General features: G+C 42.5%; 18 protein-coding genes. 8 read left to right on the forward strand and 10 right to left on the reverse strand.

Going from position 1 to position 24452, the window contains the following annotated elements:
• Window positions 1-175 precede the first annotated feature (175 nt).
• On the forward strand, window positions 176-886 hold the full coding sequence (locus FTV04_RS04035) for a 16S rRNA (uracil(1498)-N(3))-methyltransferase (protein ID WP_180088748.1): 711 nt from the start codon (window positions 176-178) through the stop codon (window positions 884-886).
• Here FTV04_RS04035 and FTV04_RS04040 read toward each other — a convergent pair.
• Together FTV04_RS04040 and FTV04_RS04045 are read right to left on the reverse strand one after the other, a co-directional pair.
• Window positions 872-1843 (reverse strand): mechanosensitive ion channel family protein, encoded by a 972-nt coding sequence (locus FTV04_RS04040; RefSeq protein WP_078193200.1) that lies wholly within the window; start codon window positions 1841-1843, stop codon window positions 872-874. The genes FTV04_RS04035 and FTV04_RS04040 overlap by 15 nt on opposite strands.
• Window positions 1844-1966: 123 nt before the next feature.
• Window positions 1967-2545: a DUF805 domain-containing protein gene (locus FTV04_RS04045; protein WP_180088751.1), complete on the reverse strand. Its 579-nt coding sequence runs from the start codon at window positions 2543-2545 to the stop codon at window positions 1967-1969.
• A gap of 284 nt (window positions 2546-2829) precedes the next feature.
• Between FTV04_RS04045 and acs the strand changes: the two genes are divergently transcribed.
• A complete protein-coding gene (acs, locus tag FTV04_RS04050) occupies window positions 2830-4773 on the forward strand; it encodes an acetate--CoA ligase (RefSeq protein ID WP_180022761.1) in 1944 nt (647 codons plus the stop codon).
• Window positions 4774-5078: 305 nt separating this feature from the next.
• Complete coding sequence (locus FTV04_RS04055) at window positions 5079-6257, forward strand: acyl-CoA dehydrogenase family protein (protein WP_180088753.1); 1179 nt, start codon at window positions 5079-5081, stop codon at window positions 6255-6257.
• Window positions 6258-6329: 72 nt separating this feature from the next.
• Here the strand turns inward: FTV04_RS04055 and FTV04_RS04060 are convergent, their stop codons facing one another.
• The 4 genes from FTV04_RS04060 to msuE form a co-directional block, all read right to left on the reverse strand.
• Window positions 6330-6944, reverse strand: coding sequence for a riboflavin synthase subunit alpha (locus tag FTV04_RS04060; RefSeq protein WP_180088755.1), 615 nt, complete (start codon window positions 6942-6944; stop codon window positions 6330-6332).
• Window positions 6945-7069: 125 nt separating this feature from the next.
• Window positions 7070-8488 carry a deoxyribodipyrimidine photo-lyase gene (locus FTV04_RS04065; RefSeq protein ID WP_180088757.1) on the reverse strand — a complete coding sequence of 473 codons (1419 nt, stop codon included), beginning with the start codon at window positions 8486-8488 and terminating at the stop codon, window positions 7070-7072.
• 495 nt (window positions 8489-8983) lie between these two features.
• On the reverse strand, window positions 8984-10090 hold the full coding sequence (sfnG, locus tag FTV04_RS04070) for a dimethylsulfone monooxygenase SfnG (protein WP_180088759.1): 1107 nt from the start codon (window positions 10088-10090) through the stop codon (window positions 8984-8986).
• Window positions 10091-10129: 39 nt separating this feature from the next.
• Window positions 10130-10861, reverse strand: coding sequence for an FMN reductase (msuE, locus tag FTV04_RS04075; RefSeq protein WP_078190544.1), 732 nt, complete (start codon window positions 10859-10861; stop codon window positions 10130-10132).
• Window positions 10862-11235: 374 nt separating this feature from the next.
• On the opposite strand from msuE, the gene FTV04_RS04080 reads away from it, so the two are divergent.
• Window positions 11236-11886: a response regulator transcription factor gene (locus FTV04_RS04080; RefSeq protein ID WP_078190543.1), complete on the forward strand. Its 651-nt coding sequence runs from the start codon at window positions 11236-11238 to the stop codon at window positions 11884-11886.
• Window positions 11887-12311: 425 nt separating this feature from the next.
• Here the strand turns inward: FTV04_RS04080 and FTV04_RS04085 are convergent, their stop codons facing one another.
• Together FTV04_RS04085 and FTV04_RS04090 are read right to left on the reverse strand one after the other, a co-directional pair.
• A complete protein-coding gene (locus FTV04_RS04085) occupies window positions 12312-13079 on the reverse strand; it encodes a hypothetical protein (protein ID WP_180088761.1) in 768 nt (255 codons plus the stop codon).
• A gap of 429 nt (window positions 13080-13508) precedes the next feature.
• Window positions 13509-16997 (reverse strand): PAS domain-containing hybrid sensor histidine kinase/response regulator, encoded by a 3489-nt coding sequence (locus tag FTV04_RS04090; RefSeq protein WP_078190541.1) that lies wholly within the window; start codon window positions 16995-16997, stop codon window positions 13509-13511.
• Between the two features lie 181 nt (window positions 16998-17178).
• Here FTV04_RS04090 and FTV04_RS04095 point away from each other — a divergent pair, with 181 nt between their 5' ends.
• Window positions 17179-17511 (forward strand): DUF485 domain-containing protein, encoded by a 333-nt coding sequence (locus FTV04_RS04095; protein ID WP_078190540.1) that lies wholly within the window; start codon window positions 17179-17181, stop codon window positions 17509-17511.
• Window position 17512: 1 nt separating this feature from the next.
• On the forward strand, window positions 17513-19228 hold the full coding sequence (locus FTV04_RS04100; RefSeq protein ID WP_180002715.1) for a cation acetate symporter: 1716 nt from the start codon (window positions 17513-17515) through the stop codon (window positions 19226-19228).
• Between the two features lie 88 nt (window positions 19229-19316).
• Here the strand turns inward: FTV04_RS04100 and FTV04_RS04105 are convergent, their stop codons facing one another.
• Window positions 19317-19691, reverse strand: coding sequence for a hypothetical protein (locus FTV04_RS04105; protein WP_180088763.1), 375 nt, complete (start codon window positions 19689-19691; stop codon window positions 19317-19319).
• 251 nt (window positions 19692-19942) lie between these two features.
• Here FTV04_RS04105 and FTV04_RS04110 point away from each other — a divergent pair, with 251 nt between their 5' ends.
• Window positions 19943-20638 (forward strand): ion channel, encoded by a 696-nt coding sequence (locus FTV04_RS04110; protein WP_180008803.1) that lies wholly within the window; start codon window positions 19943-19945, stop codon window positions 20636-20638.
• A gap of 58 nt (window positions 20639-20696) precedes the next feature.
• On the opposite strand, the gene omp33-36 is transcribed toward FTV04_RS04110, so the two are convergent.
• Window positions 20697-21599 carry a porin Omp33-36 gene (omp33-36, locus tag FTV04_RS04115; protein ID WP_180088765.1) on the reverse strand — a complete coding sequence of 301 codons (903 nt, stop codon included), beginning with the start codon at window positions 21597-21599 and terminating at the stop codon, window positions 20697-20699.
• Window positions 21600-22704: 1105 nt separating this feature from the next.
• Between omp33-36 and FTV04_RS04120 the strand changes: the two genes are divergently transcribed.
• The gene (locus FTV04_RS04120) at window positions 22705-24411 is read left to right on the forward strand and encodes a diguanylate cyclase (protein ID WP_180088767.1); all 1707 of its coding nucleotides are present in this window, start codon (window positions 22705-22707) and stop codon (window positions 24409-24411) included.
• Window positions 24412-24452: the final 41 nt, after the last annotated feature.

The raw sequence follows: 24452 nt of genomic DNA on the forward strand, positions 1-24452 counted from the left end.
TATTTTATGGTGATCGTTGAACATCCTATTCGTAGGCATAATCTACTTTTAAAGGATTAAAAGTAGCAAAAATCCTCTGTACGCTGAAGGTACTTCCTGTACCTCAGCGCACAGGCGACATCCATGTCGCCTGTCCTCAATGACATATGCTTTGCGTGAATTGATATGGTTATTTATGAACATCGTCTTGCTTGATCCTCGTCAAACTGAATCTGAACTTTGGAGTATTAGCGCCAAACGCCAAATTGAGCATTTAAAAAACCATCTTGATGTACAGGTGGGTGATACCCTCAAAGTCGGGATTCGGGAAGGAAAGCGTTATTTAACCCAAATCGTCAGTATTACGGATAATGGCATTCAACTTAAACCCTTACAAGAAGAAGAAGTACCTGCAAAGCATCCGGTGACTTTAATTGTGGCAATGCCTCGTCCGAAAGTGTTGCGCCGTCTGATCATGGATGCCGTCACCTTAGGCGTAGAAAAAATCATTTTGCTGCACAGTTATCGCGTGGATAAAAGCTATTGGCAGACACCATTTTTACAGCAGCTCGATCACTATGTGACGTTGGGTTTGGAGCAGGCAGGTGACACCATTGCGCCCAAAATTGAATTGTATAAACGCTTTAAACCCTTTGTGGAGGATGTTTTGCCGAGCATGATCTCCTCGGCCTATCCGGCTTATGTGGCGCACCCTTATGTCGAAGATGTGATGCCTGCAGGGATTCAACATGGATGTACGATCATTATTGGGCCTGAAGGTGGATTTATCCCTTATGAGGTCGATTTACTCATAAAAAACGGTTGCCAAGCAGTCAGCTTAGGCAACCGAATTATCCGGACAGAAACTGTGATTCCATACGTTTTAGGGCGATTATTTAGCTGTTGACGCTTCTGTCTCAGCTTGATCACCGCGGTAAACTTTCACTTCCTGTACAGGGTAAGGAATTGAAATACCATTTTGATTGAATGCTTGGATAACGTGTTCTTGCACTTCACTGATTGAGTTCGCAGTGGTGGTTTCAGTGGTATCTACCCACCAACGGACATTCAGATTGACTGAGAAATCAGCCAAAGCATTTACGTTTACGGTAAACGCAGGTTGGCTCAAAATGGTTGGGTCTTTGTCCAAAATAGCCAAAACAATATTTTTAGCTTTTTGAATGTCATCTTCATAACCAATACCCACCACAAATTCACAACGACGACGCTGATAAGCGGTATTCACCGTTACCGCACTGGTGTAAACCGTCGCGTTTGGAATCACGATACGACGACCATCGGGAGAACGTAGGAAGGTTGCACGGATCTGAATATCTTCAACCGTACCTTCCATTCCTGACACAATAATGTCATCACCGATTTTGAACGGTTCGCCGAGGAGAATCAAAATACCCGACAGTAAGTTCTGGAAAATATCTTTAAACGCGAAACCGATTGCGACCGAACCAATCCCCAATGCACTCATGAGCTGACCCGGTGTGAACCCAGGGATCGCAATGACCATTGCAATTAGGAAACCGAAGAACATAATGGCTGAGCTACCCACACGGTTCAGGACCAAAACTAGATTTTGTTTTGAGTAAGAACGGTCAGTGAGCGCTTTACGAACAAAGAATCTAAAGAGTTTAGACAGTAGATAGAAGATCGTAAAAACAATTAATGCGATACAAATATATGGCAGGCGTTCCCAAAATCCATCGACAAATTTATCGATCGTTGAGTATGCGTCATTATATTTAGAGGTATGTTCCAGCACGGTTTGTGCGGTTTTTTCTGTTGCCTCTTGCAAAAGTTGAGTCGTGCCTTGAGTGACATCACTCAGGGCATTTTCTTTTTCAGCCACGAGTTTTCCAAATGTTCCGGTTTTTCGCTATTTTGCCTGAAATTAGTGGCGAAAATAACCCTCATTTACAGGCTGGCGAACAGATGTATCAAAATTCAGACAGGCTCAGATTCAGTCAGTGGCTTAGAAATATTCAGTGCCTTGTTGAATGATTTCTGTCGGCGATTCAATTTCACCGCTACCCATCATATACGAGGTGATGCTACCTGTAGCCAAGAGCGACAAGACACTGATTAAAATCATCAACCATGCCAGAATTTTTTCCCAAACGGCAGCAGGGCGTGGCGCGCCGTATTGATTTACGGTCGGTGTGCCTGAGGCTAATAATAAATATAGGATAAAGAACAAATTGATCACGGGAATAAATAATAATAGTAGCAACCAACCGGCTTTATTGAGGTCATGCAGCCGACGCACGACAAAGACACAATAAAAATAAATGTAAAGAATCATAATCGCCAAATAGGCGAGGCCAGATATCCCAGTGAATATACCAACAAATTGCTCATTTAACGCCATGGTATTGATGTTGAAAATACCCACGGCAAGGCTTAAAGCGATTAGGGCAAAAAAGCTGATGATATTGAGAAAGCCATACCAACCAATCATGCTCAGTCGACCAAAACGTCCATCAGGTTTCAGGGGATTGTCCGATGTAGTGGTCGTCTGACGGGAAAAGAAAGAAGAGTCATTGGTATTCATGCTTGGGTCAACTCAACGTATATGAAAGAATAAAAAAGCGGAGTGCTGAGTAAAATTACCTTTGCAGTATAGGTTTAATTGAACTGGTCAGATACTGAATTGAAACATGTTTTTGTTGAAATTTTGCTTAAAAATATGCTTTAAATGGGAAAGAATAATACGACCAAAGCATGATTGCTGCGATTAAAAATTAATCGTCATACTGCTGTGATGCAGGAATTATAAAAGTAGAAATGTGGCATGGCATCTCGTGATGAGATGAATCAGATCAAGGAAAATACAATATGAAAGAGATCTATCCAGTACCTGAAAGTTTCAAAAAAACCGCGCGCATCAATGAGTCGGAGTACTTTGAGCGTTATCAAAAATCAATTGAACAACCAGATGAGTTTTGGGCGGAGCAAGCGCAAAAGATCGATTGGATCAAACCGTTTACCCAAGTTAAAAATACAAATTTTAAGCAAGATGATTTTAAGATCGAGTGGTTTGCTGACGGTGAATTGAATGTCAGTGCTAACTGTCTCGATCGACATTTAAAAGAACATCCACATAAACCGGCCATTATTTGGGAAGGTGATCATCCTTCACGGCATAAAATTATTTCTTTTGAAGAACTGCATGATGAAACTTGCCGTTTTGCCAATGTGTTAAAAAAACATGGCGTGGGCAAAGGCGACCGTGTGGTGTTGTATATGCCAATGGTGCCCGAAGCGGCAATTGCGATGTTGGCCTGTACCCGAATTGGTGCAGTACACTGCGTGGTTTTTGGTGGTTTCTCACCAGACTCATTGGCAAGTCGTATTGATGATAGTCAGGCGAAAGTCGTGATTACTGCGGATTGTGGGATGCGTGGTGGTAAGCCGATTCCACTCAAAGAAAATGTCGATCTTGCACTCGACATCGAAGGCACATCTTCGGTTCAAAATGTCATTGTGGTGCACCGTACAGGTAACCCGATCGAAATGAAAGCAGATCGTGATTTGTGGTATCACATGGAAATCATGTCGGTTAATGATATTTGTCCACCTGAACCCATGAATGCCGAAGACCCGCTGTTTATTTTATATACATCAGGTTCAACTGGAAAACCGAAAGGTGTATTGCATACCACAGGCGGCTATTTAACCTATGTGAATTGTACTTTCCGTGAAGTTTTTGACTTAAAACAAGATGATGTGTTTTGGTGTACTGCCGATGTTGGTTGGATTACGGGACACTCTTATGTGTTGTATGGGCCATTGTCGAATGGCACCACGACCGTGATGTTTGAAGGGGTGCCGCAATATCCAAGTTGGGCTCGGACCGGACATATTGTCGATAAACATAACGTCACTATTTTATATACGGCACCGACTGCAATTCGCGCCATGATGCGAGAAGGGGATGCCTTTGTCCGAGAAAGTGACCGCAGCAGTCTGCGTTTACTGGGTTCGGTGGGTGAACCGATTAACCCAGAGGCATGGAATTGGTACTACACCGTGGTAGGTGAAAGTCGCTGCCCAGTGGTGGATACATGGTGGCAAACAGAGACGGGTGGTTTTATGATTACGCCATTGCCGGGAGCAACCGATTTAAAACCGGGTTCAGCGACGCGTCCATTCTTTGGTGTACAACCTGCGATAGTGGATGCTGAAGGCAATGAGCTTGAAGGTGCCGTAGAAGGCAATTTGGTGATTAAGGATTCTTGGCCGGGACAAATGCGAACCATTTGGGGTGATCCTGAGCGCTTTATTGAAGCCTATTTCTCCACTTATCCGGGGACGTATTTTACAGGTGATGGCGCACGTCGTGACGAGTCTGGCTATTATTGGATTACGGGTCGTGTGGATGACGTCTTGAACGTTTCAGGGCATCGATTGGGAACGGCTGAAATTGAAAGTGCACTGGTTGCACATGATGCTGTGGCAGAGTCTGCTGTGGTGGGTATGCCACATGATATTAAAGGGCAAGGGATTTGCGCCTTTGTGACCTTACAAGCAGGGACAGCAGAGACGGATGAGTTACGTCAGGAACTGGTGGCTTGGGTACGCAAAGTCCTTGGACCAGTGGCAACGCCAGATGCATTGCATTGGGCGCCGGCCTTACCGAAAACCCGTTCTGGTAAAATCATGCGCCGTATTTTAAGAAAAATTGCGGCCAATGAGTTGGACTCTTTAGGTGATACCTCGACCTTGGCAGAACCTCAAGTGGTTGAACATTTGATTGCTACGGTTTATCCGAAGTCATAAGAACAATTTGAGCGTGAGTGATCACGTTCTGATGAAAGTTCACTATGGCTTATATGAAGGATTATTAAAGCAATAATGAACGTCCTTTCTCCTATAAAAGTTGATTAGGATGAAGGGACGTTCATGATGGATTTTATCCATCCTAAATACGACGTATAAAATGATCAAATTATAAGTCGCCTGAATCTTGGTGACTTAGATTTCATGAGATATAGATTTTACAGATATAGACTGCAGGCATTGAGATAAGCTGAATGCCTCTACTTTGTTAAGCTAAAACGGTAACAGAATAATCAGACAGATATATGAACGCTTCAATTCCATTGACTCAAGATCCGATCGACATTGCCAAAAAACTGGCGGCAGAATTTGCCACGACGGCTGCTCAGCGTGATAAGCAGGGGGGAAATCCCAAAGCTGAACGTGATTTGATTCGTCAAAGTGGTTTGCTTGCATTGTCCATTGGACAGCAATATGGTGGACAGGGTGCAGATTGGCAGACGATTTTTAAAACCATTCAAACCATTGCCCAAGTGGATAGCTCATTGGCGCATGTTTATGGTTTCCATCATTTATTGATTGCAACGGTACAGTTGTTCGCGCAGCCAGAGCAATATGGCCCGTGGTTTGAACAGACTGCACGTGAGCATTTATTTTGGGGTAATACCTTAAACCCTTTGGACCGTCGTACTACAGCAACGCAATTGTCTGAACATGAATATGTGTTTCATGGCGATAAAAGTTTTTGTTCGGGTTCCATGGATTCAGACATTTTGCTGTGTTCTGGCTTCAATGAAGATGGAAAATTATTGATCGGGGTGATTCCTACAGCACGTGAAGGCGTCAGTTTTCTCGGCGATTGGGACAATATGGGACAACGTCAAACCGACAGTGGAAGTAGCCATTTTGAACAAGTTAAAATTTCCAAAGATGAATTACTACTGAACCCGGGGCCTTTGAGTACACCGTATTCAAGCTTACGTCCGTTGATTGCACAGTTGATCTTTGTGCATATGTTTTTGGGGGTGGCAGAAGGGGCTTTTGAAACAGCACAACAGACGGTTCAAAACCAAAAAGCGTGGTCAAAATCATTGGCTGAAAATGCAGTGAATGACCCTTTCATTCAAAAGCATTTTGCTGAGTTTTATGTGCAATTAGAAAGTGTACGATTATTGGCAGATAAAGCGGTTCAGCGTTTGCAATGGGCTTGGGAGATTGGTGCAGCTTTAACGGCGGAACAACGTGGAGAAGTTTCTATTGCGATTGCAACAGCCAAAATTGCGGCCACCAATAGTGCGCTGTACATTACGCAAAATATTTTCCAAGTGATGGGCGCACGTGCCACGACGGCCAAATTGAATTTAGATCGCTTCTGGCGCAATGTACGTACCCAGACCTTACACGATCCGATTGATTATAAATATCAGGAGGTCGGTGAATGGGTGCTTACAGCCAAAGTGCCAGATCCAAGTTTTTATTCTTAAACGTATATTGCACATGAGCCAATAAAAAGCCTCCGTTTTGGAGGCTTTTTTGCAATGTAATTTCAGTCGATCTTAACGCTGATGAATATTTTCTAAGGTATCAACTAAGGTTCGCGTTGTTTGATCAATTTCATAATTCACGGCATCACCGACTTGGACATCTTTCCATGTAGTGAGGCGCAGTGTTTCAGGAATAAGATCGATTGAAATTTCACTGCTGGCACGATCAACACGGTTCACAGTCAAACTACAACCATTGAGCCCAATAAAACCTTTGAGAAAGAAATATTTAATATTGCCTGCTGGAATGTGAATATCGAGATGAAAGGTTTCCCCGCGATGCTCTAAGTTTTTGATCGTGGCTGTGCCTTCGATATGACCATATAGATTGTGACCACCATTTTCTGCTCCAACTTTGGCTGAGCGTTCGACATTGACCTCATCACCAGCTTTGAGAGTTTTCAGCGTGGTGAGTTGATTGGTCAAATCAGAGACATCAAAATGCACTTGGTTGGCTGCCAAATCAATATGTGTAGCCGTTAAACACACGCCATTAATCGCCACACTTGCCCCGATAAAGACATCATGAAAAAAATTCTGATGATTTGAAATCACCAAGGTTGTGAAGCCATTGCCTTGACGAATCTCTAAGACTTTTTCTAAACCTTGCACGATGCCTGTATACATGTGAGCGTCTCTAAAATGATTTGCGTTTTCTGTATTGTAGGGACAAAACGAACGCTCGGCTATGCCTTAGAGTGACCATTTCAGTACAGCATTTTGATCTGTCGCAGTTCGATTTTGGCAATGGCCTACAATGCTCGGAATGTTTCAATTGCCGCTAGGCGAGACTGCTTTAAATCGACAATCGGCTGAGGGTAGTTCAATTCCAGTTGAGGATTTTTGGCAAAGGGTTGGTGAATTTGTTTGGCATCCAAATCTGCCAGTTCAGGTAGCCATTGACGTAAATAATCCCCGTTCGGATCAAATTTCTGAGATTGGCTGATCGGATTAAAAATCCGAAAATAAGGTACAGCATCTGTACCCGTCGAGGCGCACCATTGCCAACCGCCATTATTGGCTGCTAAGTCACCATCGACAAGGTGCTGCATAAACCATTGCTCCCCCAACCGCCAATCGATCAGTAGATTCTTACTGAGGAACATGGCACAAATCATCCGCACCCGATTATGCATCCAACCCGTAGCCAGTAGTTGACGCATCCCTGCATCGACAATTGGAATGCCTGTCTGACCTTGCTGCCATGCAGCCAAGTCTTGTGGTGCATGGCGCCATTTTATTTTTAAGGTTTTGGTTTGAAACGGCTGGTGCTGAGATACCTGCGGGTAGTCAAATAAAATGTGTTGGTAAAATTCACGCCAAAGTAGCTCATCGAGCCACGTTTGTTGCCCTCTGTGGTCGATCTGGAAATAGCCACCTTGTTCACGAAACAGGGCTTGCAGACATTGGCGAATAGACAAGATGCCCAAGTTGAGATACATGCCAATTCGACTGGTAGCATTGAGCGCTGGATAGTCCCGATCATCAGCATAACGACTCAGATGTTGTTCTATAAATTCATCTAAGCACTGCTGTGCATGATTTTCCCCAATCGGCCAAAGCTCGATTTGAGCTGCTAACAGCCCTGCGGGATAAAAAGGACGAAGATCGAATTCGGTTTGCCACAGAGGATGCTGGGCGAGAGCCGTTTGGGCTTCGATCGCAGGATAACAACTGGGCACACTGATGCTCAGTTTCTCGTAGCAATTTTTCTTAAATGCACCGAAAACTTGATAAGGATGTCCAGATAGATTGCGAATACTGCCAACAGGAAACAGGGTGCGGTCATGGTACAACTCGACAGAGATCTGCTGCTGTTCTAATAACTGTTGTACTTGGCGATCTCGTTGGAGTTCATTCACACCGTGTTCAATATGTGCATGCACAGTGTGTACATTGAGCTGAGTGCATATGCTTAAAAGCTCAGTGGCGATGCCTGACCAATCCGGAATATGCCGAATAATCAGTGGAATATTTAGTTCCGCCAATTGCTGTCGCAAAAGTTCCAGCTGGGCAAGATAGCGATGGATTTTAACGGGGGCATCATCATGCCTTGCCCATTGTTCAGGAGAAAGCGCAATAAAGGCAACCGTTGGACCAGACTGTGTCGCCTGCCACAGTGCGCTATGGTCATGTCGTCTTAAATCTTGTCGAAACCAAACCAGTTGCATATTTATTGCCTCGTTTTTGTTGGAAATAACACCAGAATTACGGGGGTATCTATTGGTAATGAAATTATCTAAAAAATAGATTTCTATAAAAAAACCATATAATATCTATGGTTTAACTTAACCGATTGCGCACAATCCTATCAGCTTAAGCGTACAAGTAACGAAGTTTTTAGACGCTATGCGTGCTTTTAAATTTTACCTAAGATGAACTCATACAGGAACAGGACGTTCCGGAACATAAAACAATAACAAAGTGTTCACCATCAGGACTGTGAAGCAAGACAGGAGTCATGCTTAAGTATCCATATAGAAAAAGCCCGACAGGATGTCGGGCTTTTTCTTTGTCTATAGGTTAGCTCATTTTCTAGAATCAAAGCATATCTTTAAATGGGACTCGAGATAAAAAATCCCCTAAGCCGAGCCTTAGGGGAGGAAAGTGAAGTGAGCCGGTTGTGATTATTATGCTGATTACATGAGCTGTGACTGCATCAACAATTATGCTGATTTAGCCTGCACAACTTGCTGCTGTTGAGCTTCCAGTTCACGAACCAGTGGCAACACTTTTTCGCCAAAGTATTCCACTTCTTCAATGAAGTGGAGAAAACCTGAGAGAACCAAATCGACACCTACACTTTTGAGTTCCACAATGCGTTCGGCAATTTGTTGTGGCCTGCCAATCAGATTGGTTTTAAAGCCGTCGTTGTATTGAACCAAATCTTCAAAAGTAGATTTTGCCCAGTTACCTTCGCCTTCTTTTGTGGATGCACCTGCTTCACGAGTTGCATCGCCAAAGGCATTGACCGCTTCAGTATTGGCATTGTCGATAATAGCTTGAAGCACCGCTTGGGCTTCTTCCTCAGTATCTCGGGCAATGATGAAGGCATTCACCCCGATTTTGACCTGATGGTTATTGGCCTTGGCTTTTTCACGAATATCATCGATCTGCTTTTTCAACTCAGCAGGGGTATTGCCGTTGGTGAAGTACCAGTCAGAAACACGGGATGCCATGTCACGTGCTGCACGTGAACTGCCACCTTGGAAGATTTCAATATGCGGTTTTTGCACCGGTTTCGGAGATAGAGTGTAGTCTTTAAATTGATAGTATTTACCATCAAAACTAAAGTTATCCTGCGTCCAAACGCCTTTTAGGCTACGAATGAATTCTTCAGAACGCGCATAGCGTTGATCATGCTCGGGCCATTCTTCTCCAATCGCATCAAACTCACCACGGAACCAACCACTCACGACATTAATCGCAATACGGCCATTGGTGAGATGATCGATGGTCGCCAATTGTTTCGCAGCCAGAGCTGGTTTCCAAGGGCCGGGTAAAATCGCGGCAATGACTTTGAGCTTTTCAGTTTTGGCCAAAATACCATGACTGAAACTCACCGACTCATGTTGATTTTCCGCGTTATAGCCTGCGGTAAAACGAATTTGAGTCAGTGCATAATCAAAGCCACTTTTTTCTGCAGCTTGTGCCAAACGCACGTTATAGTCATAGCTCCAATCGGTACGCTGTTCAATATTACTGACCACCAAACCACCACTGACGTTTGGTACCCAGTACGCAAATGTAATGTTTTTTTCTTGTACTGACATTTTGCAAACCCTCGGGATCGAATTGTTAAGCTGTGGTGTTTAGGCCACTTGCGTTTTTGGCTTTTTACTATGCAGTCGAGCTTCAGCGGCATCCAAACTTGGAACAGCTGCAGAAGGAAGGACTTCTTCTTGCTCGATTTGCTTATTAATGCCCAAGTTTTGGTTGGCTTGTTGAGACTTGGCTTTCACCACTTCAGCACGCTGACCTTTGGCTGGAGCCCATTCCAAAATCGGCAGCGCACGTGCTACAGCTAAAGTAATGCGGTCACGGAGTAATTCACTATGAATGGTGTATTCAGGGGTGAAATCACGATCTGTTGCATAGACTCCGATTGGTAATGTTTGCGCTTGAAAGAAACTGAACAATGGACGCAGTTGATGTTCAAGCACTAAAGCATGGCGTTCAGAACCACCCGAAGCTGCAAGCAAGACAGGTACATCCACCAATGCAGTTTGTTCGACAAAGTCAAAGAAGTGTTTAAACAGACCTGTAAATGAAGCACGGTAAACGGGTGTTCCAACAATCAGTGCATCAGCAGCTTCAACAGCAGCAAGGTCATCTTGTACACGTTGTGGCAATTGGTTACGGTAAATCGCGCCACCTAATAAATTGCCAATTTCACTAAACTTAATAAAATGCACATTGATTGGAGTCGCATCACCGAGCTCATCAACAATGGCTTGTACCAGAGCTTCGGTTTTAGATGGATTGTTTAGGCCACCTGACACAGCAACAATATTCAGGGGTTTTTGTAGATTAACTTGAGACATTTTTTAAACCTAAAAGTGTGGTTTCTCGGAATGCCTTTTATTAATCCCGATGGGTGGATCACTGTAAAATAACGAAAATCAGAAAAGTTATCTGATTTTTAGATATATTGGAAAAATCACAAGATTCGTGAAATTTCGAATTTTAAACTGTTGATATTTCAACATATAATGCTTAGATATAAGCATTTTTACTGTGTTGATAAAATTTATATGAAAATATGATTAGATTTAAAGATTTATAGAAAATGTGAAAAAAGACGCATTTTAGGTGAAAATCTACATTTTAAATGCAAAAAAATAAGTTCTTGCATATCCTTCACATAGCATGTGTGGTTAGAATAGGGTCATTGTGCACAAGATCTCTCACGTTGCTTATGAATATTTTAATCGTTGATGATCACCCGCTGTTTCGTCATGCTTTAATTCAGGCGGTTCGTTATAGTTTGCCTCAGGCGCAAATTCATGAGACTGCAGCAGTCAATGAATGCTATGAACGTCTTGAAAATGGCCCTGAGCCTGATCTTGTGTTATTGGATTTAAACTTGCCGGGTGCTTCAGGCTTTTCTGCCTTGGTGCATATTCGCGCACAATATCCATCGATTCCAATCATTGTGGTCTCTGCGCATGAAGAAGCGTCGATTATCCAACGTGCGATTGCACATGGTGCGATGGGTTATATTCCAAAATCTGCGCATCCAAGCCACATTGGTGAAGCGATTCGTCAAGTCTTAGAAGGCGAGATTTGGTTACCACCAAATTTACCAGCCAATATGAACTTTGATCCACGTGCTGCAGATGAAACAGCATTGGCAGAACGTATTCAGTCTTTAACACCGCAACAATTCCGTGTGTTAATGATGGTGGCGGAAGGTTTGTTGAATAAGCAAATTGCCTATGAGTTGGATGTGTCTGAAGCAACCATTAAAGCGCATGTAACGGCGATTTTCCGTAAGTTGGGCGTACAAAACCGAACTCAAGCTGTATTGGCAATTAATGCATTGAATATTGAAGAAAAGAAAATCTAAGGATTTTTTCAAAAAAAAGACCTCCATCGTGGAGGTCTTTTTTTATGCTGTTTAAGCGATAGAACAATGCGAATTAAACCAATAACTGATATTACGCACCTAAAAGTAATTTCGCATTTTTAAAATGATTTTTAAGTCAGTTCGACGGAGTCTTACATCTAGGGATTAAATAAAGGGATCAGCCTTCGGCTGGAGGTACTTTTGTTTCGGCAAAAGTACCCAAAACCATTGTCATCCGCAAAACTCGTTCACTTGCGCCAAATTATTCAAAGTATCGCAAAAACATTTGTGATTAGAAGTCGTCCTGTCTCAAACACTTGCGGATGACGTTACCGCGTATCGTTCTTTTATTTGAATCAAATTGTGCTTCTGATGTTACTGCGTAACATCAGTTAATACCTTATATAAACAACTTCAACAATAACTTAAGCAATATAGTCTTGCTTAGGCGTCAGATCGGTACAGTACAAAGGGTTGAGCGCACATTGCAATTCATCAATTTGTTCATCGGTCACATAGCCGCGCGCTTTGAGATAATCCGCGACACGGTCATCACGTAAACTCAAAAAGGCAGCGTCATAAACGCCCAAATCCACAAATAGGGCTGCAGTTTCTAAACTGTTAAAACGGTCCAGATAGACATCATTGTCATACATCAGAAAGATATGGTATTGCTTGGAGTTGGCATCGACATTTAAACGTTGTGCCAATTCAAATGGCGCTGTTTTAATAAACAGTAAATCGGATAATTCATCAAACTGTGTTTTATCCAGCTGGTTTTTGTCGGTTTTGACTTTACCAAGCCACGCTTTAAATACCAAGACCGCACCACCACGCAGTAGCATGCTCCAAATCTGATGACGGGTGTCCAAACCTAAGCTATTGGATTCTGCTTCTAAATTTTGCAGCAGTAGGTCTTCTTGCTCTGCCAGTCGATCGAATAAGCCAAGACCTTGGGGTTTGTAAGCATTTGGTGCAAAGACATCAAAATTCAGTTCGTCAAATACCTGTAACGCAAGAGGAACGGCACTGCGATAGAGTGTTTCCAACGCTTCGACTTGCACATCACTTAATTTGCTGAACTTAAATAATTGACGCCAGTCGATCTCTGGCAAAATGGCATTGGCACCATACTGACGATGAAACTGTAGATTTTGATCAAAACCATGCGGCATTGTTTCTGAAATATTCACAAGATCACTCCTAATATGCGGGGGAGATCAGCTTCTCAAGTGTTGAGTTATGACGCTTCTTGAATTGGCTTGAAACTGATCAACTTCTTATGAATATTTTTAAAACGAACGGCGGCAGCTAAATATACGACTAAAGTTTTAGTTTTTAATTTTGGTTGTAAAAATCTTATTTAAATCAAATATATTTTTAATTGTAACTAAGTGTACAAGTGTTCACTCATGCATTCGATATCTTTTGCCATAGGCAATCTAAATTTGATATTTATGGCTAATAAATAGACGAAATGTCGGGGCTATTTTGAATGATCTTGCCGCTGAGACAAATTTTTTTGCCAGTTAGGTAAGTTTAAGTAAGAACAAGGTAAATAAAAGCCCATTTCATGTGAATGAAATGGGCTATTTTTCACAGAGCGATGTCATGTAACAGCGCTACTGATTTGAAATCTTCAAACCAGATAACCATGAACGGAGTGAAGCCGGTTTCAACGGTTTTTTCAGTAAGACGATGTTTAACTCTTTTAGACGTTGCGGTAATTCAGGATCAGAATCTGCGGTAATCAGCGCCACAGGGACATTTTCCTGACGGTTATCTAAAATAAAGTCGAGACCGATCTTGTTGTTATTCAAATGTTGGTCAACCAACCAAACTTGAATATTTTCTTGTTGAATCAACTCCATGGCCTGTTCAGGTTCAGTGGCTTTAAAGACTTGATAGCCCCATTTGGTCAGTAAGGTCGACATCCCTTCCAAAATCGTTTCATCATTGTCTAAGCACAGAATCTTATAGGCTTTGGTTTTCAACGGAACCGCTTGGGTCGGTGCAGCGACCACTTTTGGCGCAGCGACCACAGGCACTTCAATCATAAAGCACGAACCATGACCAAGTTCTGAGAACACATGCACCGGATAGTCGAGTAGGCTGGTCATGCGTTGCACGATGGCTAAACCTAAGCCCAGACCTTGTTCGCCCCATGGAGAGGTATGTCCACAGCGTTCGAACTCTTGGAACAACTTAATGCGTTGTTCTTCCGCGATCCCAGGACCTGTATCCCAAACGCCAATACGAATATGTCCTGGACGTGCTGAACGTAGCACACCGACAACCACACGACCACGTGCCGTATAGCGTAGGGCATTGCTGACGAAGTTTTGAATAATACGACGAATCCACTGTGGGTCGGTGTCAATCCAGAACTGAGCATCGTGTACGGTCAGTTTGATATTACGCTGTGCCGCAATCGATTTAAATTGAAGTTCAAGATCACTGAGTAAGTCATGCAGCGGATAAGGCTGACGTTTTGGTTGAATGGTTCCACCTTCGAGTCGTGCAATGTCCAATAGGGCAGAGAGCATACTTTCCGCACCATGCAGCGCACGATCTAGTTGCTGAAGCGTTTTACGATCATCGTCATTTTGTACGCTTTGCTCGAGGGCGGTACTAAACAGACGCGCAGCATGCATCGGTTGCAATAAGTCATGGCTTGCGGCAGCGATAAAGCGGCTTTTCGACATATTGGCTTTATCGGCTTGTTCACGTGCCAATTGTTGTTCGGACAGGGCATCTGCCAACTGTTGGGTACGATCTTGCACACGCCCTTCAAGCAAGGCTTCATTTTCACGGAATGCGGTAATATCGGCAAAGGTCGTCACGAAACCGCCGCCTTCGATCGGATTACCACGCATCTGAATTACACGGCCATCTTTACGAATCCGTTCAAATTCGTGTGCGCTGCCGACTTGCATCCAATGCATGCGTTTACGCACATGTTCCTCGACTGAACCGGGACCACATTCGCCGCGTTCAGCGTTATAACGAATCAAGTCTGAAATTGGGCAACCGACATAGACAATGTCTTTTGGATAATCAAACAGTTTGAGGTATTGATTATTCCATGCCACCAAACACATATTTTCATCAACCACGGACACACCTTGAGTCATATGGTCGATCATGGTCATGATCAGGTTTTGGTTAAAGCGCTGCCACTGTGAGGCTTGGTCAAGAATATTTGCGACCTGACCGAGTGCTAAACCATTATTGACCATGGCTGTGGTGAGTAGGGTACGGGCAGATGCCGCACCGATGGTGCCGGCAAGATACTGTTCGGTAAAACGCCACCACATGCCGTTGGCGCTGCTATTTTCATTCAAAACGACATTGTTTTGTGCGCAGAACTGGTTGAAGGCGCGCATAGTTGGACCTTCACCGGTAATGCGTTTTGCCAAAGTAATCAGATCACCTACTTTTAAGCGTGCCACATCATGGTGAATATAGCTGATGTCGTTTGATGTACTTTGAGCCGGGAGGGGCTTGGTTTCATAATAAAAGAAACTTTCGGCCTGAATTTGCTCGGCAACACTTGGACGGAAGACGCGGGAAATCCAAATATAGAGGGTGATATTTAAACCGAGTGCCCAAACTACGCCATGGGTAAGTGGATCGAAAGATTCAAACCCTAACAGTGCTTCAGGACGTAACCAACTCAAGCCTAGCGGACCCTGACTTAAAAGATTTTCGGTAAATGTTTTAAATTGTTCAGGCAGGCTACGCAATACGGTTGGTAATAACAGGGTATAAGCCCACATGCCAAAGCCGACCAACAGACCTGCATATACGCCTTGCTTACTTCCGCCGCGCCAATATAAACCACCAATTAACGCCGGTGCAAACTGTGCCACAGCACTGAAGGCCAATAGGCCAAATACCGATAATTGGTCAATGTCATTGAAGAAATGGAAGAACAAGAAGCCCAATAACATGACCGCTAAAATACATACACGACGTGTGAATTTCAGTACGAGTGGTAGGCGTTTGTCATGACGTGACAATAAGCGTGTACGCCACAGTGCAGGCATGATCAAGTCATTACTGAGCATAATCGACAAGGCCACTGACGACACCAACAGCATACCTGTCGAAGCTGAAAAACCACCGAGAAATGCAAGTAAGGTCAACCAGTCTTGGTTATAACTCAAAGGCAGTGAGAGCACAGCAACATCGGGGATTGCCAAGTAGGCAGGTGCTGCATGCAGCGCCCAACTGGCAATCGGGATGATCGCGATAATAGTTAAAATCAGATAAATGGCAAACCAACGACGAGCACCACGGATATGCTTTTCATCTCGCAGTTCAACCACCGCGACATGGAACTGACGTGGTAGACAAATAATCGCTAATGCAGCCAATAAAGTTTGAATCCAAAAGCTTTCTGGCACACCTTTGAGCTGAACATCTTTAAAGGTGGTGTTGATGTCATGGCTGATTTGAGCCATGTTTTCAGGTGATTCAAAAACAAAGAAAAATGCGACTGCAAGTAGTGCAAACAGCTTGACGAAAGACTCAAATGCCACAGCCAACATTAAGCCGCCGTGCTGTTCAGTATTGGCAATCTGTCGTGTCCCAAACATCATCGCCAAAATCGCCAATACACCAGTCAAAAACAGCACACTATTGGTGGTGCCGGTCAGACCAGCGGTCGGTTCTAAAATGACCGTTGCACTTAGGGCAATTGCACGTAGTTGCAAGGCTAAATAGGGAATAATGGCAATCACTGCAAGGATCGTGACTAATGACGCTAAGGGGCCACTTTTACCATATCGTGCTGCTACAAAGTCGGCAATCGATGAAATGGCATGATGCTGACGGACACGGCCTAAACGTCGCCAAATATCATAGCCGAGCGCAACAAATAGCAGCGGTCCTAGATAGATCGGCAGGAAAATAATGCCCTCACGAACCGCGGCACCTGTTGCGCCATAAAACGTCCAAGATGAACAGTAAACCCCTAAAGTTAGACTAAAGAGAAGCATTCTGCCGCGAGTACTGAGCCTGCTGGCATGCTTTTCACCAAAGAATGCACATACAAAGAGTAATGCGATGTAAAGGGCCAATACCCCAACGATAAGCCAACTATTCATAGAGCCTGCAGCATATTAATTCTCGCTTAATGATAACGCATCCATAGGCTTAGGGAGGTTATTGCTCAAAATTTAACGACCAAAGTCTAAATTACAAGAGATAAGGAACATTGGTAAGTTTAGCTTCGAAATAATTCGAATTAGAAAATTGCGCGCCAAGGTTCGGCGTAAGGAGAACATTATGGATGAGAGACAGGTAGAACAAATTCTACAGAATCCAAAATTTAAGGAAATGGTTAGCCGTAAAAGTAAGTTGAGCTGGACTTTGACGATCATCATGTTGGTGGTCTATGTCGGCTTCATGCTACTTGTGGGCTATAACAAAGAGTTCTTGATGCAATCCGTGAGTGGTGGTGTAACCACGATTGGTATGCCATTAGGTTTGAGCATTATTGTATTGTCATTCCTGCTCTGTGGTGTGTATTCGTACATTGCAAATAATAAATTAGATGCATTAAACGAAGAAGCAATGCGTGAAGTAGAAGCAATTACTCAAGAAAAAGGACTTCACTAAGATGAAATGGAATTCATTGAAAGCAACAGCACTGGCGGCTCCCGCTCTGCTCATGTCAAGCATGGCAATGGCAGGACCAGATTTAGGTGAAGCACAGCAGCAAGCGACCAACTGGCACGCAATTATCATGTTTGCCATCTTTGTAGGTTTTACGCTGCTAATTACTAAATGGGCTGCAAAACAAACTACCAACACTGCAGATTTCTATACTGCTGGTGGTGGTATTTCAGGTTTCCAAAATGGTCTAGCGATTGCCGGTGATTATATGTCAGCAGCATCGTTCCTCGGTATTTCCGCAATGGTATTCAGTTCAGGCTTTGATGGCTTGCTGTATTCATTGGGCTTTATGGTGGGTTGGCCAATTGTATTGTTCTTAGTAGCAGAGCGTCTGCGTAACTTAGGTAAATTCAACTTATCTGACGTTGTATCGTTCCGTTTGGCTGAAAAACCAGTACGTACATTGGCAGCAATGAGCTCGCTGGTGGTTGTAGCGTTCTACCTAATCGCACAGATGGTAGGTGCAGGCCAGTTAATCAAATTGTTATTCGGTCTAAACTACAACATTGCGGTTGTGATTGTTGGCTTGCTGATGATGGCGTATGTAATCTTCGGCGGTATGTTGGCAACGACTTGGGTACAGATCATTAAAGCAGTGATGCTACTTTCTGGCGCAACGTTCATGGCATTCATGGTCATGAAGGGCGTGGGCTTCAGCTTCTCTGAAATGTTCTCACAATCTATTCAAGTTTTCTCTAAAGTTCACGAAGTGACTTTGGCAGAAGCGGGCAATATTATGGGGCCTGGTAAATTGGCTGCGAACCCAATTGATGCGATCTCTCTAGGTCTGGCATTAATGTTCGGTACAGCAGGTTTACCACACATCTTAATGCGTTTCTTCACGGTTAAAGATGCCAAAGAAGCGCGTAAATCAGTGGTTGTAGCAACAGGTTTCATTGGTTACTTCTACCTACTGACTTTCATCATTGGTTTTGGTGCGATCCTTTACGTTTCAAACAACCCACAATTCCTTGATGTTGCAAAAATGGCGGTAACTGGCAAGCTAGAGCTTGTTGGTGGTAACAACATGGCTGCGGTGCATTTATCTGATGCATTAGGCGGTGATTTGTTCATGGGCTTCATTTCAGCGGTGGCATTCGCAACGATTCTTGCAGTTGTTGCAGGTCTAACATTGTCTGGTGCTTCAGCTATTTCACATGACTTGTATGCAAACGTATTCAAGAAAGGTCAAACAACGCCAGAATCTGAACTTCGTATGTCTAAAATCGCGACTTTAGGTCTTGCGATCTTCGCGATGATTTTAGGTATCTTGTTCGAGAAACAAAACGTTGCATTCATGGTTGGCTTGGCGTTCTCTGTAGCAGCATGTGCAAACTTCCCAGTACTTGTATTGTCTATGTTCTGGAGAGGCTTGACCACTCGCGGCGCAGTGATTGGCGGTTTAGTAGGTCTGCTTACAGCAGTGACCCTAATTATCTTATCTAAAGCAGTTTGGGTAGATACATTCGCAATCTCTGAAACACCAATTAACCCATTCAATGGTCCTGCTATCTTTGCAATGCCATTGGCATTCATCTGCTGCTGGTTGTTCTCTGTGACTGATAATTCAGCACAAGCACAAGCTGAGCGTAAAGCATTCGATGCACAGTATGTACGTTCACAAACTGGTATTGGTATCTCTGGTGCTTCAGATCACTAATCTGAATCGCCTAAAAAGCCCCTAATAAGGGGCTTTTTTTATATTTAGTGAATGATATGACGCAGAGGTTTGTAGACAAATCTCTGTCCTATTTGCGTGTATAATTTTCTCCATTGATCGACATTTTCCAATGGCCTTGATCATCTTGATAAGGCGAGCGCTGAATAGTGAATTGTTGAGAGAAATTATCCTGACCGATGCTAAAGCTCTGATCACCAAAACTGCTCAAATGGGCTTTTATTCGCGACTGTTCAGCACCACTGAAGGTTTGGTTGGCAATACTTTTTTCAGTATGTTCTTGATGGTAATACGTCACTTCGCCCGACGATTTGATCACTAATTCACTGTGGTTGTTTTGCCAAGTCCCCACATAATTTTCATGGCCTTTGAGGAGCGGACTGTTTTGTATACAGGCAGAGAGCATGAGCAGACAGAGGGGTGCAAATACGAGATGTTTTTTCATAATGAAATCTACCACGTAGGAGATTCCTTTGAATATGTGCCTGAAAACTGAAACTTACAGTAGGTTTTTTGAACCTCTTTGGTAATAAGAAACCCAGCTAGAACAGTGCTCATATGGATGCTTTTTCAGATTAAGATCAACAAATTTTTGCAATAAAAAAAACTCACTTCGTGCTAATTTAAAATCAATCAGTTGATGATGCTTCAGATCAATCATTTCAGCGCATGAAAAAAATATAGAGATTGAAAATAATGCAAGGTTTTGTAGATTTTTGGAAAAGCTTTAGACTTTTACCCTCAGCATGGCTGTTACTGGTGCAGTTTCTGATCTTGGTTTTAACCGCGATTACCCGAGAAAGTCTGTCTTTTCGTGCGCTAATTTGGGTACTTGGGGTGTCGGTACTATTGATCATTGCCAAAGTGATTCGCCAAACTCCAATGTTTACGATTCTAGGACTGAGTTTTGTTGGCTGCGCCGTATTGTTTTCTACTTTGATTATGCTCGGTGTAAATCATCCGAATATTCAAATTATTGCGCATGGTTTTGAAGCCTGTGCGTATTTTAGTGCAGCCTATGGCTTATTACGCTATATGTTTGCCGATCGCTATTTAACCAAAGATGAACTTTTTGCAGCAGGGGCAGTATTTACCCTCATCGCATGGGGTTTTGCTTTTCTCTATAGTATTTGTCAGCTGATTTATCCGGATAGTTTTGTAAATCCTGCAGAGCCGGGCATGCAGTCGTGGTTAGATTTATTATTTTTAAGTTTTAGTTTGCAGTCTGCCACGGGCTTGTCGGATCTCATGCCTGTGAGTGCGCCTGCACGGGTCTTGGCTATGCTTCAAATGTTCTGTGGGGTGATGTATTTGGCTCTCATCGTTTCACGCTTAATTGCATTGCAATATATTGCCCATTTACCGGAACGCCATGAGCCCAAAGACAAATAATGGCAGGAAAAAAAAGGACGCAAATGCGTCCTTTTTGGTATTCAGTATCTAATATGAATTAGAAACGGAATTTAGCGTTTACGCCAACAGTTTGAGTGTCGCCGATAAAGCTTGTTTCAGTCGCTTTAGCTGCTTCATAGTTAGCATTTACATAGCTAGCACCAACTGCAACAGCAGGAGTGATGAAGTAGTTTACGTTCGCGCCCCAAGCTGAGTCTGGAGTACCAGCAAAGCTAGATTCAGCGTAAGAAGCACCAACGCTTAATTTAGGAGTTACGAAAAGATCAGTTTTGAATTGGTAAGCAGTGTCATCACCGTAGATGATGCCTGATTCGAAACCAATTGCCATGTTAGTGTCGTCGATTGCGCCAACATATTTAGCACGTGCAGTGATTGCGTCTTGGTCTTGACCAATAGTCGCAGCTTCTGCAGCAGCTTTAGCAACACCGTTACCCATAACGTTGAACGCGTCAACAGCAGCTTGGTCAGCAACGCTAGTGTAACCAACAGCAACTAAGAAGTTTTGAGTTGGAAGCGCACCAACTTCTAATGCATAACGGTCGCCATTGCCTTCTAATTCTTTAGATACTTGGTTTTTAGAATCTAAAATAGTGTGGCTGTAAGACGCGCTTGCATATACAGGAACAACTTTAGTTGGAACATAAGCTTCAGCTTTAGCACCAAAGTTATGAGCAACTACGTCAACACCTTGTGAACCAACTTCGCCGTAGTTGTAAGCAACAGCTACGTTAGAAGCTTGGTTTAAGAATGCAGCTTCTGCTAAAGGACCTTTTGTAGAGTCAACATTTTTGAAGTAGTAAGTACCTTGAACACCACCAATGAAATCTTTGTCATTTGTAGTTGTGTCGATGTATTCTGCTTGGCCTTGAACTTCAAATTGGTAAGCTTGAGCACCGGTCATGGCTAATAATAAAGCAGTGGCTAAACCGAGTTTTTTCATGATTTTCTACCAGTTGTTACAAATGGATTAAACATTGAGCATTGTATTGTAACAATATATTAAGTCAATGATCCTAAAGGTTATTATTCAGTCTCTGACTCAGATCTTTATTTCATAATAAGAAATTCAGTTTTTACTCTAACTAATAAGTCACTGAAAAAAAATCATTGAGAACAATTAAGTAAGTTTGATTAAATTCTTAATTAAAAAAATACACTTGAAAAAATACACAACTTTTCAATCTGAAATAACAATTATTATTGTTATTTTAATTCAAAATAACATTTAATACGAAGGGCAAATTCTAACGCTTTTCACGCATTTGAAGCGATAAATTGCGGCTTTGACTGCCGAATTGTTGGGCAAAAACTGTTTATTTGCATAGTAAATGGACGTTTTGTTTTAAATATGAGGTCTAATTCACTTAAATGAATATCTTAGTGATAAATTTAATATCCTTGTGAAATACTTGGCTTTACATCAGGTTTTATTTGATTCATAATTTGCCAATCGAGTCGTCACACAGTTTAAAAGTGTGACTTTGACCCTGATTCTCCATCATTTGTTTTTTATTCGCCCAGCTTTCCCCAAGGTTGGGCTTTTTTTTGTCTAAAAATGGAACTTTACCGCAAAGATTATAGATAAAACGGAGATGGAATAAAAATAAATGCCCTTTTATGGTGCATATATTATTGAATTTATCATCGAGTTCAGTAGGTCCAGACAAAAAAAATCCTGATTTTCATGGAAAATCAGGATTTTTTAGCCAAAATTTTCGGGAAACTAAAATATTCTGCTGAGGAAGAAATTTAGTGTGCCCTAATACGGTGCATTCTGCACCAATTTATTGCAATTGTAAATATTTATTTAAGCAAGTTCATAAAAAAATTTATTCCTTTCAAATATGTTGCTGTTTTTTAGCAAATTATCTCGTTTTAAAATGATAAAAATGTGACAGATTCAACACATTTGTATAGAATTTAGCTGTATAAATGTTCATTTTATAAATTAATAAATTAATAAATTATTGATCATTAATTTAAATATTCCCGCGTTTAGTTGATAAGTGGGTTGGGGTATGCAACAAGTGTGGGGCATAAAATAGATGGAAACATTACGAACAGAGCATATTAGTAAGCGCTTGCAACTTGCGATGCTAGTAATCGTCTTGTCTATCGTATTTATTAGTGTTCCACTGATTGTGAGCAGTTATCAAAACTACCTCAAAAATGCTCAAGCGCTGAAAGAAATTCAGATGCTAAAAATGGTGGCAGATTTAACCAACCAAATTTCTCGTGAACGTGCGCCAGCTAACAGTGCAATGTCGAGTCAAGGTCTTCAGCGTGAGCAAAAAATTATTGAGTTGGCTGAATATCGTCAAGGCGTTGATCGGCAATATCAAGATACACTGAAAGTTTTAAAAGAAACGGGCTTTGCACCGATCGCCCAGCAGTTAGAGTCCAATTTATATCCATATTTGTTGCAGGGTCGCAAAACGGTCGATCAATATATTGCGCTGCCGACACAACAGCGTGACGCTAAAAAATTGGATCATGCCATTTTGGCGATGTTCCAAGCTTGGGATCAAAGCTATATTGCCATGCAGAAATTGGTCAATCATTCACATGGTAAAGATACCCGTGTATCGAATTATTACACGCTGATTTTATTACTGGCAGAATTACGTGATCAGGCAGGACGAGTCGCGTCCAATATTATGGCTGCAGTATCGTTTCAACAGGAAATTCCTGAACAAAATTTAGCGCGGAGTTTACAAACCCAGCGTCAAACACGCTATTTGTGGGAGTTGATTAATGTCGTGCAGTCCGAACATGACAAAACACCCGAGTTTAAACAGTTACATCATGCGGTACGAACGGAATTTTTAGATAAAGGTTTGCCAATTATTGATGGTTTGGCTCAAAAAAGTCTTCAACATCAGCGTTATCACATGGATGGCACCCAGCTCACTGATGCGATGGTGGAGAAATTTGTCACAGTGGTGGAATTGCAAAGTTATATTTTAGATTACAGTCTAAAAGTAGCTGCGGACGAACGACGTGAAGCGCGAAATAAATTGATTTTCACGCTTTTTGTCTCGCTCGTGTCATTACTGACTGCATTATTAACGATGTTCTATGCCAAGAAATGGGTGTTTGAACCTTTAATTCGTGCTCGTAATCAGTTATTTAAACTGGCTCGGCACCGACAAATGGATCAAGGCGTGATTGAACCTGCCAAAGTAGGTTATCTCAGTTTATTTGATGCCATTCAGCATATTGAAAACATGTTGGAACAACGTGATGCCTTTGAATTTCAGCTTAAACATATTGCCAATACTGACTCACTCACCAATGTCGCCAATCGTTTTGCCTTAGATGAATATATTAAATTTCGCGACAGCCAAAATTCAGGCTTTTTACATACAGCACTGATCGTGATTGATATTGATCACTTTAAACAGGTGAATGATCGCTATGGGCATATTGTCGGCGATTTGGTGATTCAACATGTTGCCAATCAATTACGACAACATATTCGTTCATCCGACTTGGTGGTGCGATATGGTGGAGATGAGTTTTTAGTCCTGATCGAGGGGATTGATATGCTCAAAGCCCAGCACATTGCCGAAACCATACGGCATGATATTCAGCATGTGAATTTCAATTTGGCAGAAGACGAAGCAGATCTCATCGTGACGGTGAGTATTGGTGTTGCAGTGGGTGCCAAAAGCTGGATCGATTTATTAGAGCGCGCAGACCAAGCATTATTTAAAGCCAAAGCTGCGGGGCGTGACCGTGTTTCAGCCTAAACGCAGCTTGATATTCATAAATATCTTGGCAGATTCATAAA

Origin of the sequence: Acinetobacter sp. YH12219 (genome assembly GCF_013417875.1) — a bacterium.
Classification (GTDB): domain Bacteria; phylum Pseudomonadota; class Gammaproteobacteria; order Pseudomonadales; family Moraxellaceae; genus Acinetobacter; species Acinetobacter amyesii.